We start from the raw sequence: 12,506 nt of genomic DNA on the forward strand, positions 1-12,506 counted from the left end.
GGGCACGCCCGTTTCCGGGGAGCGGGGCAGTGCCCCGCGAAGGCTCCCTGCCGCACGAACCTCCCCCGTGGGGCTCCGCCCCGTACCCATTTTTCACGGACGCGCTTCGGCAGGGAGATCGGCAGTGTCGAAGCGGCGCAAGGTCGCGACATCGGTAGCGCTTGGGGTCAAGGGGGTAGAGCCGAAGCGGTCGGTGACGAAATGCACCAATACAGCGATTTGCTGGTCAGTAAGGTCATGACGGAACGCGGGCATACGGGCCGCGCCATCGGCGCCGTCGCGATGCACACCCGCAAGGATGGTCATGATGAGATTATTCGGTCGCGAGGCCTGCACGGCGCTGCTCTGTCGGAGCGAAGGGTAGAAATCATCCCGCGTGCCGCGCCCGTCGATCTGATGGCAACTGGCGCAAGCCGCCATGTAGAGGGCGGCCCCGCCGTCGATATCGCGGTAATTGCGCCGATCGGCGTAAAGGCCCGGAGTGGCGTTACGCTCTGCACGCGCGGCGTGGCGGATCAGACGATCATCGGGTGAGTCGAGCTGATACGCACGGGCTGGATCCGTAGTTGGGCGAACGGGTCGACCGCTGGAATCGGAGCGATTCTGCTGACGCAGATAGGCGGTGATAGCCTGAAGGTCGGACTCGGTCAGGTAACGCAGGGAATGCTCGACGGCTTCGCCCATGGGGCCTGCGGCGACGCCTCTGTCGCGCGCGTGGCCGTCGCGCAGATAGGCTTCGATTTCGTCGTCGCGCCATGAGCCGAGCGGACCATGCGTACCGGCGGCGATATCGGGGGCGTACCAGCCGCCCACCTGAGCCCCTTCGAGTTTATGGCCGGCTTTTGCGGCCATCATGAAGTTGCGCGGCGTATGGCAGGTGCCGCAATGGGCCACGGACTCAACCAGATAGCGTCCTCGCGCCTGAGCGACGGTCTCGCCGGGGCGGGGCGCAAAGCGGGTGCGATCGAGATAAAGCCAGTTCCATACGCGCATCAGGTTGCGCATGTTATAGGGAAAACGGAGCCTGGTCACAGGCCCGACAGGTGTATCGACCGGCGCGATAGCGCCCTGAAGATAGACATAGAGCGCGTGGATATCCTCATCGGTCATACCGGCGTAGGAATCGTACGGCATAGCCGGGTAAAGACGCGTCCCATTGGGCGACACACCTTCGCGCACGGCGCGCGCAAAGGCGGCCTCCGACCAGCCGCCAATGCCATGGGTCATGGAAGGCGTGATATTGTTCGAATAGATCACGCCCATCGGGGACTGGATACCGTATCCCCCGGCGAAGGCTACGCCGCCCGGCTTTGTATGACAGGCTACGCAATCAGCCGCGCGCGCAATATAGGCGCCACGATCGATCGTGGCTCGGCTATCTCCCGCGCTTGCGGCCCATGCGACGCTGACAAACGGAACGATGCACCCTGAGGCAATGATGGACAGGCCGAGGGAGCAGACCCGACGCGCCCTAAAAAGGCTTTGTGCCGCAGAGAAGAGCGAAACAGCCATGTCTCAGATCTCCTTCAGCATGATGGAGGCCGAGCGAAGGGACAAGGCGCAGCCGGTCAGGGTCGGGTTCACGACCGAGGCCGCAGGCATGACGCCCGTGGTGGCGATGAAAAGATTCTCGTGGTCGTGGCTGCGCCCCTCATGGGTGACCACCGAGTCACGCGGATCGCTCCCCATGATCACAGTCCCCATGGGGTGGTCGCGGTTTTCCCAGACGGAGAGATTCTGTTCGAAGATTTCGCCGCCGAGAAGCCTGAGAAAATCGGTGTAGTCGCTTTCGATGACGGCGCGCGCTGCGCGGGCGTAATCATTGACGTCGTAATAGATATCCATGAGGGGCAGGCCGTAGAAATCGCGTTTGCTGGCGCTGAGCGACATGCGGTTTGTCGGCTCCGGCAGCATCTCGACATTGGTGCCCATAAACACCCAGCGGGCTGCCATATGGCGTATCTTCGCATCCAGCTCGGGGCCGATCACGCCCTGGGCGATAAGCCGCTCGGTAATCTGCACATTGCCGACGAAATTGCCCACCTCGTGACGGATACAGCCATGCTGTCGACGGAAATCACCGTCACGCCATTTCAGCACATCACCCTGCTGCACAGGGCCGCGTCCGGACCACATCGGCTCATCCGCGATCATCATGAGCGAGAACGCATTGTGGTCCATCAGATTGCGACCGACCATGCCTGAGGAATTGCCGACATCGGAAAGCAGCATGAGACGCGGGGTCTCCAGCGCGTGGGCGGCTACCAGCACCATGCGCGCGGTCAGACGAATGGATCTCCGCTCCGGCGTGTAATAATGCACGGCAGCGATACGCTTGCCGTCGGGCGATTTTTCGAGGCGATAAACCGTGGCATCGCTGATCAGTCTGGCGCCGGCACGCTCGGCCTTGGTGGCGTGGCGGTCACCGCTATATTGCGCGCCGATGGGACAAATGGGCGAGCAGTTATTGTTGCCCACGCAGGCGGGTCGATCCTCATAGGGGTCCGTTGCGCGCCCGTTGGGTTGGTAGGTGAAGGGATACCCCCCCACGGCCACGCGCTCCCGAAAACGCTGATTGAAATAGCTGAATGCCTGAGGGCGCACCGGAAAGGGCGCCTGACGCGGGGGATAGGGTGCGCCGTTCTTGCCACTGTAATCGGCGGTATCGTCCCCCGAAACACCCATTTCGATCTCGGCCTGATGGTAGAACGGTTCCAGATCGTCATAGGAGATCGGCCAGTCACGTCCCACGCCGTAGAGCGTTTTCAGCCTGAAATCATTGGGCAGAAGCCGCCAGCAGGCGCCGCCCCAGTGCCAGGTGGTGCCACCCACCATACGGAGCATGCCGGGCACGTACTCGATGGGCCCGTGGTTGGTAATGTAATCGGGCACGAAAGAACTCGGTGCCCAGGGCTCGTTGGGGTAGGGCTGATTGCGATTGCCCGCATCGGTGCTGACATTGCCGCATTCGCGAAAACTGTCGAGGATCTTCCAGCGCGGCACATGTGTGCCAGCTTCGAGAATGATGACCGACTTGCCATTGCGGGCGAGGTGATGCGCGGCGAGGCTCCCGATGACGCCCGACCCCACGACGATGACATCCGCATCGTATTCTTGCTGTGCCATCAGAATATCAATCCGTTTCGAGTGACAGGGGCGGCTGCGCCCAGAAACCGGGACCGCCCCGTGCATAGGTCGGGAGCACGGTCACGTCAGAGGTGGGCCGCCACATCATTGCCCCTTCATAGGTAATGAAGGCTGGCGTCCCGGCCTCGGAGCGGGGGAGCATCGGCCCCACCCGCCCCAGATACCAGGCTGCGACAATCTCGACCGAGACCTCGTGGAGGGCTTTTTCGGCCCGGAGCCCGGAAGCCGCATAATCCTGCGAGCGATGGATGCCGCGCTGCCTCATGGCCTCTGCCAGAAGGCGATAGCGCGCGGGGAATTCGGGATGTCTGGCCAGAAGCGCCACCCAGACGCGGGGAACGAGGGCCTCATCAAGATCCTCATGGCCAGTCAGCGCCATCGATACCGCGTGAAAGTCAGGCGGACAGGCTCCCGCTCCAGGCAGCGCCTCAGAGAGCGCGTCTGAGCGCGCCTCAGATGCGGCTCTTGTCAGGGCGGGAAAGGCAAGGAACGGCAGCGCCGCCACACCACAGCCCAGAAACCCCCGTCTCGTTGTGTTTACCATGAGAAGTCCTGCCATGACGCTCCGATTGGAGCCCGTTCTCCTGCGGGACGGCTTTGGTCGGGAAACCGCCTGAAACGGTTTCTCATGCCCTTTGCCGATGGTCAGGTCGGCCTGAGGAAAAGGCCTCACCCGTCGTCACACCTGTTTGATCAGGCGCCCGCGCTAATCGGCGTTACTCTATCCGTACGGGTGGGACGCGAACGATCATTGTGATGATCTGATCTCATCATCACGGTGGGACGGGGACATATGCTGGACAAGATCACCCCGGAAAATGGCCGACGAAAACGTGCGACATTGCGGGATATCGCAGCCCTGGCCGGCGTAGGCACGGCAACGGTCGAGCGGGCTCTGAATAATCGAGGCAATGTGCGCCCGGACACCTGTCGCCGTATTCTCGGTATCGCGCGTGATCTCGATTATTTTCCTACCCTGCCAAGCCTGCATCAGGGTGTCCTGAGGGTCGATGTTCTGCTGGTGCGTCCCGACACGCTTTTCTACTCGCGGATGAGCCAGTCTTTCGAGAAACTCGCCGCCTCACTCGGCAAGGATATCCAGATCCATCGCAGCTTCGTACCGGAGAGCGATGTCGAGGCTTTTGCCGCGCGGATCCAGCAAGCACCCTATCCGCGTTCCGCCCTCATCCTTGCCTGCCCCTCCCATCCGGTCATTCTCGATGCCCTCACGCGCGTGGCCGATCAGGACATGCCTGTGATCCAGCTCGTGTCACGCAATCTGGCGAGCCTGCCCTATGTCGGGATCGATAATCGCGCGGCGGGACGTACGGCGGCTCTGTGCATGACACGCAGTCTGAGGCAGCGTCCCGGGTCGGTGATCGCGCTGTGTCATTCCATGGCCTATGCCAATCATCGCGAGCGTATCGAGGGATTTTCCGAATATCTCGCGAACGCGCCCTCACCCCACCCCGAACTGAGCGAAGTCCTCTTTGATCGTGACGACCCGGAAGAGGCAGCCCGCCTTTTGCATCAGGCCATACGCGACCGTCCCGATCTGGTCGGGGTCTATACGGCCGGTGGCGATAACCTGCGTATCGGCGACGTTCTGCGTCGACATGCCACACGCCGTCTTTGCTGGATCGGGCATGAGGTCAATCCGATCACGCGCGGCTGCCTGATTGACGGCACAATGGATTTTGCCATCGACCAGACCCCGGAAACACAGGCGGGGCTCGCCTTGCACCTTTGTTTGCAGAAGCTCGGGATCATCCCTTCCCTGATCGGGTTCGATCCGCCGAAATTCCGCCTGGTGACCTCGGAAAATCTCGACTGAGACAACACCCTCTGCCCGAAACTGTGACCTCTCTCCAAGAGGATCAACCGCGCGGGGCGGACAGCGTCCTCCGCATAAGTCCGGTCGCAGGACAGTATTGGAAAATGCAAGGCTGCAGCCCTGCGTAGGAAATGACTGCCGAAAAGCAGGCTGAAGACATGAGGCGCATCAAGTAATCTTGAGGCACCTTTCAGGTCGGCTTGGCTCTCACGATGATGACAAAAAATGTCATTCTCTTTATCTCCCAATGCTCATGAAGCGCTGCAAGAAAAATTTCACTATTCAGGATCCGCCCCCCAAGCAATTGTTGAATGACAGGCGAAACGGCGCATTCAGACCGCTCCCGCGTCTTGTCCGATAGTTATGGGAGTGGCCCAACGCCCCAAATCCGCTTTGGGCCGCCTTACTGGCCGAGTGAATAGAAGCCGCGGAGCGACGCCTCATTTTTCGGCTCTGTCTCCGGCCGCGCTCATAGCAAGCCCGTTCACCTGGCCTGATTTTTACGGCCTATGAGAGAATCAAGAGAGCATGTTTCTGAAGAAAACGACCCTCGCCCTGCTGTCGATGACCACGTTGAGCTGCATTGCCATGGCCCGCGCCGAAACGCCGGGCACGACCTCCGTGCAGTTGGAGATGGTCCCGCGCTACACGCTCACCTGGCCTGCATCGCTCGGTACTGTCGATATTTTTGCCTCGCTGACACCCGATGCTTCCGCAATGAAACCGGTACAGCACCATGTGACAGCCCAGACTGCTCAGGTCACCGCCCCTTTCCAAGGAACGCATCGCGTCTATTTCTTCATCAAACCGGTTTCTGGCAAAGGCGGAGAATGGATAGCGAACCGCGTTCTTCCGCTCGAGGGCGTGGCGAATTTCCGCGATATGGGCGGCTATGAGACAGCCGATCATCATCATGTCCGCTGGGGAGAATTCTACCGTTCTGCAGCGCCGAGCGGCCTTACACCGGCGGATTACGCTTTCGTCGATACGCTCGGCATCAAGAGCGTGACCGATCTGCGCACCCAGGCCGAACAACAGAAACAGCCGACCCATTGGCAGGGGGCGTCTCCTGCTTTCTTTCCCTCGGACAAACCGACCCTGCCCGCTGACATGACCGACCGCTCAAAGCTCGCGACGCTTGATGAGCCCCGCGCGAAGGCGCTGATGGAGAGCTTCTATACAAAGATGCCCTCGCTCTACGCACCCGAGCTCAAAGGGATCTTCGCCCGTCTTCTGGCGCATCAGACGCCCACACTAACCCATTGCACTGCTGGCAAGGATCGCACCGGTTTCGCCTCGGCGCTAATCCTTTACGCGCTGGGCGTGCCGGAGGAGACGATCCTCCGTGATTACGCCATGAGCGGTGATCTGCTGCGGGCCCATCTGACGCCAAGCTTCAGGGCGGCCATGGCCGATCATCAGAATGGAGGCGCTATGGCCGCCTCGCCCTCCATGCGCGCGATGCTGAATTCCGACCCCGATTATCTCAAGGCGGCGTTCGCTTCGATCAGGCAGCATTACGGATCGATCGACGCCTATATGGCTCAGGAAATTGGCGTAGGCCCGCAGGAAGTGGCCACGTTGCGCCGTCTCTATCTCGATTGAGCGTTCCGCGCCGCGTCATGCCATGACCATGGAGCAGCGCCGGTTTGCATCATGTTCCCGACCCGCTTGTCAGGCAGGCGCCACTGCATGGCAGGGCGCAAGGCATGAAAAAGGGGAGAGCCAGAAACGGCTCTCCCCTCCTGCGCACCTCATTTCGGTGGCGTGGCTCAGCCCTTCTGGGCAAGCACCGCATCGCGGATGCGCTGACCGATTTTTTCGTCCACCTTGCTCCAGTAGTCGAAGACGCGCGACAGAACCGGCTCTTCCACACCGCCAGAGATATGACCTGCAGCATTCTGGACCAGACGCTCACGGGCCGCGTCGTCCATAACCTTGTTCACCAAGGCATTGGCCTGGCTGAAATCGTCATCATCGGGGCGCAGCGTATAAGCTGCACGCACGAACTCACCATCGGCCGCCCAGACCGCATTTTCGGGGAAACGTTCGGCGTCCGCCACCGGACCACCCTTTGAGTTGGGCACATAGACCGGATCGGACGCGTTATGTGAGCGCATGGTCCCGCCCTTGGAGTAGGAATGAACCGGGCATTTCGGCGCGTTCACCGGGATCTGCTTGTAGTTCACCCCGAGGCGCGCACGATGTGCATCGGCATAGGCGAAAGAGCGAGCCAGGAGCATCTTGTCCGGAGACAGACCCGTGCCGGGAACATGGTTGTTCGGCTCGAAAGCCACCTGCTCGATCTGCGCGAAGAAATCCGTCGGGTTACGGTCCAGAGTGAGCTTGCCCACTTCGATAAGCGGGTATTCGCCCTGAGGCCAAACCTTGGTCAGGTCGAAGGGATTGATATGATAGGTCTTGGCATCTTCATAGGGCATGATCTGCATCTTGAGCGTCCAGCTCGGGTTTTCACCGCGCTTGATTGCCTCGTACAGATCGCGACGGTGATAATCCGCATCGCTGCCAGCCAGCTTGTCAGCCTGATCCTGCGTCAGGCATTTGATGCCCTGATCGGTCTTGAAGTGATACTTGACCCAGAAGCGCTCACCCGCCTCATTGACCCAGAGATAGGTATGGCTTGAGAACCCGTCCATGTGACGCCAGCTCGCGGGAATACCGCGATCGCCCATGAGCCAGGTGACCTGATGGGCGGATTCCGGGCTGAGCGTCCAGAAATCCCACTGCATGTCGTTGTCGCGCAGACCGTTATCGGCTCGGCGCTTCTGCGAATGGATGAAGTGCTGGAATTTCATCGGGTCGCGCACGAAGAAGACGGGCGTGTTATTACCCACCATGTCGAAATTGCCTTCCTCGGTATAGAACTTCACCGAGAAGCCACGCGGGTCGCGCCATGTGTCCGGACTGCCCGACTCACCTGCCACCGTGGAGAAACGAACGACCGTTTCGGTCTTCTGACCCTTCTGCAGGAATTTCGCCTTGGTATAGGCGCTGACGTCATGAGTGACCTCGAAATGACCGAACGCGCCACCGCCCTTCGCGTGAGGCTGACGATCAGGGATCATCTCACGATTGAAGGTCGCCATCTGCTCGATCAGGTAGTGATCATGCAGAAGGATCGGGCCGTCTGCCCCGACGCTGAGCGAGTAATCGGTACTGGCGACGGGTGCGCCAGAATCGGTGGTGGCGGTCTTGATCTGATCGTCAGACATCGGCGTTCTCCGGTGATGGATACATGCAGCTATAAGAAGCCTGCGCGTATCAGGTTCCGAAGCTCGTTTATCGGGAATATTTATGAACGAAGTCCTGACAGGGAGCACCAGTCACTGCATTAAGTCAGTTGATAATGGTTATTACTATCATCTGTTGTCGCGCTGCGTTTCGTTGCCCCCTGTCAACGCTGGGCTTTACTTGCAGTTGCGGGTTTTTGCGCAGGTGTCAGGCGGCGATTCTTCCGGAATCAGCACTCGAGGCTGGCCATAAGGCAATCATCTCTAAGGTCAGGGGTCGATCTCGTCCAGTTCGAAGCTTGCGGCAAAACGCTGGAGTGCCCTCTCGCTGCTGCCATCTGCCGCCCAGGATTCCAGACCGATCACTCCACGATAATCGAGGCGCTGCAGCGCACGCGCTACGGCCCTGTAATTGATTTCGCCTGTCCCCGGTTCGCAACGGCCCGGAACATCGGCTACCTGGATCTCGCCGATAAAGGGCAGGGCCTTCTCGATCAGGGCAATCAGGTTCCCCTCGCCAATCTGGGCGTGATACAGGTCGAGCATCAGGCGGAGCGCGGGATGATCGACGCTCTGAACCAGAGAGAGGCAGTCCTCCGCGCGCCCGAACGGTACCCCGGGATGATCGACCTGCGCATTGAGGTTCTCGAGAACGAACATGACATCATGCTTCGCTCCCAGATCCGCGAGGCGGCATAACGTGTCGCGCGCAGTCATCCACATGGCCCCTGTGGCGGGCCCCATGCAGGGCAGGACGGGCAATCCATCAGGACCCAGCCCCGTACCGTGCAGATTGAGCCTTGGAACCCCCAGTTCCTTCGCAGCATGGATGGATTGCATGGCGGTTCGCACCATTTCCGAGGCACCGTCACGATCGGCCAGTGTACCGCGTACATAACCGGTCATTGAGGAGAACATGGCCCCTGTCGCGGCAAGTCGTTTCAGATCGTGCCGGGTCCAGTCCCAGATCTCGACCATGAATCCTTCCCGGGCGATGTGCCTCACGCGCTCTATGAAGGGCAGGTCGAGAAACTGCATCTCGGCACATACCGCGAGAGCGAAATAGCGCTCCGTGCTGTGCACAAATGAAGGAACAGGATCGAGGCGGGTGTTAGACGACATAGGGACTATGTTTCCTGCTGGAGAACTCTCACAGCTCGCCCGTCAGAAACTGAGCGCGTCCATGGCCGAACGACCAGTGCGCATCGTTATTCTCGACAACCGAGACCATGACGTCAGAAGGCTCCATAGCACAGCTTGCCTGCAGACGATCGGTCAAATTCCTGTAGAATTCGGCGTTCTTCTGATCGCCACGTGGGCGTGTGAACATCTGCAGAAGTAATACTTTCTCGGTTCTCGGTATATCCAGCCCGGTATCCTCGACAATCAGATGGGTCTTTTTGTGCTCCGAGACGATCTGATAGCGATCCCCTCGGGGGACCTCGAAGGTTTCTAGCATGGCTTCATGCGCTGCATCGAGCATGGCCTTGATATCGCTCTCGTTGCGCCCTTCGACGACATGGAAATGCAGAAGTGGCATTGTGTTTCCCTGTTTTCAGAATTCATGCCCCCGTGCCGTGCACGGGGGTGAGGCGTCGCTCAGAGCGTGAGCCAGCTACGGTCCTTATGGGACATCACGGCCGCATCGATCAGGCGCTGCACCTCCCAGGCTTCCCGGAAATCCGGGCTTGCCGCGCGGTTCTGATCGATGGCGCGGATGAACTCTGCCATTTCGATCGTCTTGAGATCGTTGAAGCCCAGATGATGGCCACCCGCGACACAGAAGGCGCCGTAGGGCGCATGCTGCGGACCGGACTCGATGACCCGGAACCCGTTGCTGCGGGAGTTCTCGCCAACCTTGTAGTAGTGCAGCTCGTTCATGCGCTCCTGACTGAAGGCGAGCGTTCCCTTGCTACCGGAAATCTGGAAGGCGAGTTGCATGTTGCGTCCTGTCGCCAGCCAGTTGGCCTGCAGCGTTCCCGAGCACCCGCGCTCGAACGACACGATCATGCGGGCAATGTCATCCACCCCCACCTCCTTGCGCTCGGCAGCCCCCTGCCTCACCGGTCGCGTCTTGAAGGGCGTGTCGAGCTGGGCGAAAACCTGCGAAACCGGTCCGAGCAGAAAGCGTGCGATGGCGATGATATGGCTGCCCACATCGGCTATCGCCCCCTGCCCGCCCGCCGGGTCACAGCGCCATGACCAGGGCGTTTCAGGATCGGCCATGAAACCCTCGGCATGGATCCCATTGAAATCGGTGATTTCGCCCAGTTCCCCCGAAGCAATCATCTCGCGCGCATATTTGAGCAGAGGGTTCTTGAGGTAATTGAACCCGCTGGCGGTCCGCACCCCCGCCTTCTCGGCAGCAAGCATCATGTCCTGTGCATCGGCGGCGCTGACCGCCAGCGGCTTTTCACAATGCACATGCTTGCCTGCGGCGATGGCGGCAAGCGCCATTTCCTTATGGAACAGGGTCGGAGTGGTGATCGAGACGATATCGATCTCTGGGTCCGCAACCAGATCCCGCCATTCCGTCATGGCTTTCTGGAAGCCGAACTGGTTCCTGAACTGCTCGGCCCGGGCACCGTCGATATCGGCCACCGCATGCAGAACGGGTCTGGAAATATCATCGAAGACACTGCCGGCGGCCTGATAGGACAAGGCATGTGCCTTGCCCATGAAACCGGTGCCGATCAGACCGACGCGAAGAGATTTGCGCATGATCCTGTTCTCCTGCTCAGACGTGACGGGTGGAATTGCGGGCAACCGAGGAGGATGCCGCAGAGAGCGTGCGATGATTGATCATCGTGTCCTCGATCTTTTCCAGCGCAACGCCCTTGGTTTCGGGCACGAACTTCATCACGAACCACAGGGCGAACAAGCCAAGGATTGCGAACAGCCACATCGAGAAGGCGCCATGAAACTGCTCGGAGAGATATTTATTCTCGCTCAGCATCGGGAAGAACTGGCTGACCACGAAATTCATGCCCCATTGCGATGTCACGGCCAGGCTGATGCCGACGGCCCGGAAACGATTGGGGAAGATCTCGGAAATCAGGATCCAGCATACAGGGCCCCAGGAAAGGCCGAACATGAGCATGAAGACGAGCATGCCCGAGAGCGCCATGAGCCCGGTGGACTGGGTGTAAAGCCCCCAGGACACCACAAGCAGACCGAGCACCATGCCAATCGAGCCCCAGAGCATGAGCGGCTTGCGGCCATGACGATCGACAATCCAGGCACCGATAATGCAGCCGGCCAGCAGGGCGAAACCGATCCAGATCGTCTGGAACAGAGCGGCCTGAAGACTGCCGCTGGTCGATTTCAGCACCATCGGGGCGTAGTACATCATGACGTTGATGCCCGTGACCTGCTGCAGCGCAGCAATGCTGGCACCCACGAAAATGATCCAGCGTGCACGCGCATCGCCCAGAACCTTGGTAAAGCCAAGCGAGGATTGCGCGACGGCACCCAGGGACTGCTTGATTTCGGCGTGGAGGTTACGGGCGTGATGCTCGTTGGAGATACGGGTGAGCGTCTTCAGTGCCTCGTCATGCCGTCCCTTGAGCACATGCCAGCGCGGTGACTCCGGAATGAAGAAGATCGTGGCGCAGAACAGAATACAGGGCACGATTTCCGAGCCGAACATCCAGCGCCACCCCATATCGAGCAGCCATTCCGGCGTGGCAGAGCGCGCGATCAGGTAATTGACGATGAACACCACGACCTGACCGAACACGATCGCGAACTGCTCCATGCTGAGCGCACGGCCACGCATGTCCTTGGGCGAAACCTCGGACATGTACATGGGGGAAACCGCCGAGGCGACGCCGACGGCGATACCGCCCAGCATGCGATAGACCACGAACCATGTGAAATCGGTCGCGAGCGCCGTTCCCACGGATTGCAGGCTGAACAGAAGGGCGCAGATGAAAAGGGTCATGCGCCGACCCAGACGATCGGCCATGGTGCCCGAGATCATCGCACCGACCATGCAGCCGATGACAACGTTGGACACCGCCCAGCCAGTCTGTGCGGGAGAGAGGTGAAAATATTCCTGCAGGGGGGAAATCGCCCCCGAGATCACCGAGGTATCGTAACCGAAAAGGATACCGCCCAGGGCAGCGATGGCGCAGATACGCAGCACATAGCCCACATCATGGCGCTCCGAAGACACCATGACCACGTCTTTTACTCTTCTCATCGAAGATTCTCCTTCCCCGGCGCTTCATCGCCGGGCGGGATATTCATTGAACGGGGTGAGATGAGCCCTT

The 12,506-nt window shown here is 60.1% G+C and carries 10 protein-coding genes; 2 read left to right on the forward strand and 8 right to left on the reverse strand.

Annotated elements, in window-relative coordinates; all coding sequences use genetic code 11:
* Positions 1 to 93 precede the first annotated feature (93 nt).
* Genes AA0535_RS04955 through AA0535_RS04965 form a run of 3 tightly spaced genes read right to left on the reverse strand, consistent with a single transcriptional unit; the run spans position 94 to position 3,691 of the window.
* A complete protein-coding gene (locus tag AA0535_RS04955; protein WP_264814801.1) occupies positions 94 to 1,512 on the reverse strand; it encodes a cytochrome c in 1,419 nt (472 codons plus the stop codon).
* Positions 1,513 to 1,515: 3 nt separating this feature from the next.
* Positions 1,516 to 3,126 carry a GMC family oxidoreductase gene (locus AA0535_RS04960; RefSeq protein ID WP_264814802.1) on the reverse strand — a complete coding sequence of 537 codons (1,611 nt, stop codon included), beginning with the start codon at positions 3,124 to 3,126 and terminating at the stop codon, positions 1,516 to 1,518.
* A 7-nt stretch (positions 3,127 to 3,133) separates the two neighbouring features.
* On the reverse strand, positions 3,134 to 3,691 hold the full coding sequence (locus AA0535_RS04965; protein WP_264814803.1) for a sorbitol dehydrogenase family protein: 558 nt from the start codon (positions 3,689 to 3,691) through the stop codon (positions 3,134 to 3,136).
* Between the two features lie 249 nt (positions 3,692 to 3,940).
* Between AA0535_RS04965 and AA0535_RS04970 the strand changes: the two genes are divergently transcribed.
* On the forward strand, positions 3,941 to 4,981 hold the full coding sequence (locus tag AA0535_RS04970; protein WP_264814804.1) for a LacI family DNA-binding transcriptional regulator: 1,041 nt from the start codon (positions 3,941 to 3,943) through the stop codon (positions 4,979 to 4,981).
* 528 nt (positions 4,982 to 5,509) lie between these two features.
* Positions 5,510 to 6,586, forward strand: a complete 1,077-nt coding sequence (locus AA0535_RS04975; RefSeq protein WP_264814805.1) for a tyrosine-protein phosphatase — start codon at positions 5,510 to 5,512, stop codon at positions 6,584 to 6,586.
* A gap of 167 nt (positions 6,587 to 6,753) precedes the next feature.
* Here AA0535_RS04975 and AA0535_RS04980 read toward each other — a convergent pair whose 3' ends face one another.
* The 5 genes from AA0535_RS04980 to AA0535_RS05000 all read right to left on the reverse strand — a co-directional run bounded on the left by AA0535_RS04980 (position 6,754) and on the right by AA0535_RS05000 (position 12,436).
* Positions 6,754 to 8,214, reverse strand: coding sequence for a catalase (locus AA0535_RS04980; protein WP_264814806.1), 1,461 nt, complete (start codon positions 8,212 to 8,214; stop codon positions 6,754 to 6,756).
* Positions 8,215 to 8,502: 288 nt separating this feature from the next.
* Positions 8,503 to 9,354: a TIM barrel protein gene (locus AA0535_RS04985; RefSeq protein WP_264814807.1), complete on the reverse strand. Its 852-nt coding sequence runs from the start codon at positions 9,352 to 9,354 to the stop codon at positions 8,503 to 8,505.
* A 28-nt stretch (positions 9,355 to 9,382) separates the two neighbouring features.
* Positions 9,383 to 9,772, reverse strand: coding sequence for a tautomerase family protein (locus tag AA0535_RS04990; RefSeq protein ID WP_264814808.1), 390 nt, complete (start codon positions 9,770 to 9,772; stop codon positions 9,383 to 9,385).
* Between the two features lie 59 nt (positions 9,773 to 9,831).
* Positions 9,832 to 10,953, reverse strand: coding sequence for a Gfo/Idh/MocA family protein (locus AA0535_RS04995; protein ID WP_264814809.1), 1,122 nt, complete (start codon positions 10,951 to 10,953; stop codon positions 9,832 to 9,834).
* Positions 10,954 to 10,969: 16 nt separating this feature from the next.
* Positions 10,970 to 12,436: a sugar porter family MFS transporter gene (locus AA0535_RS05000; protein WP_264814810.1), complete on the reverse strand. Its 1,467-nt coding sequence runs from the start codon at positions 12,434 to 12,436 to the stop codon at positions 10,970 to 10,972.
* Positions 12,437 to 12,506 lie beyond the last annotated feature (70 nt).

It is taken from the genome of Asaia krungthepensis NRIC 0535 (genome assembly GCF_025995175.1).
GTDB lineage: Bacteria > Pseudomonadota > Alphaproteobacteria > Acetobacterales > Acetobacteraceae > Asaia > Asaia krungthepensis.

Excerpts from the sequence above, each read along its gene's own strand:
- AA0535_RS04955 (WP_264814801.1), bottom strand. The coding sequence starts at position 1,512 with ATGGCTGTTTCGCTCTTCTCTGCGGCACAAAGCCTTTTTAGGGCGCGT.
- AA0535_RS04960 (WP_264814802.1), bottom strand. The coding sequence starts at position 3,126 with ATGGCACAGCAAGAATACGATGCGGATGTCATCGTCGTGGGGTCGGGC.
- AA0535_RS04965 (WP_264814803.1), bottom strand. The coding sequence starts at position 3,691 with ATGGTAAACACAACGAGACGGGGGTTTCTGGGCTGTGGTGTGGCGGCG.
- AA0535_RS04970 (WP_264814804.1), top strand. The coding sequence starts at position 3,941 with ATGCTGGACAAGATCACCCCGGAAAATGGCCGACGAAAACGTGCGACA.
- AA0535_RS04975 (WP_264814805.1), top strand. The coding sequence starts at position 5,510 with ATGTTTCTGAAGAAAACGACCCTCGCCCTGCTGTCGATGACCACGTTG.
- AA0535_RS04980 (WP_264814806.1), bottom strand. The coding sequence starts at position 8,214 with ATGTCTGACGATCAGATCAAGACCGCCACCACCGATTCTGGCGCACCC.
- AA0535_RS04985 (WP_264814807.1), bottom strand. The coding sequence starts at position 9,354 with ATGTCGTCTAACACCCGCCTCGATCCTGTTCCTTCATTTGTGCACAGC.
- AA0535_RS04990 (WP_264814808.1), bottom strand. The coding sequence starts at position 9,772 with ATGCCACTTCTGCATTTCCATGTCGTCGAAGGGCGCAACGAGAGCGAT.
- AA0535_RS04995 (WP_264814809.1), bottom strand. The coding sequence starts at position 10,953 with ATGCGCAAATCTCTTCGCGTCGGTCTGATCGGCACCGGTTTCATGGGC.
- AA0535_RS05000 (WP_264814810.1), bottom strand. The coding sequence starts at position 12,436 with ATGAGAAGAGTAAAAGACGTGGTCATGGTGTCTTCGGAGCGCCATGAT.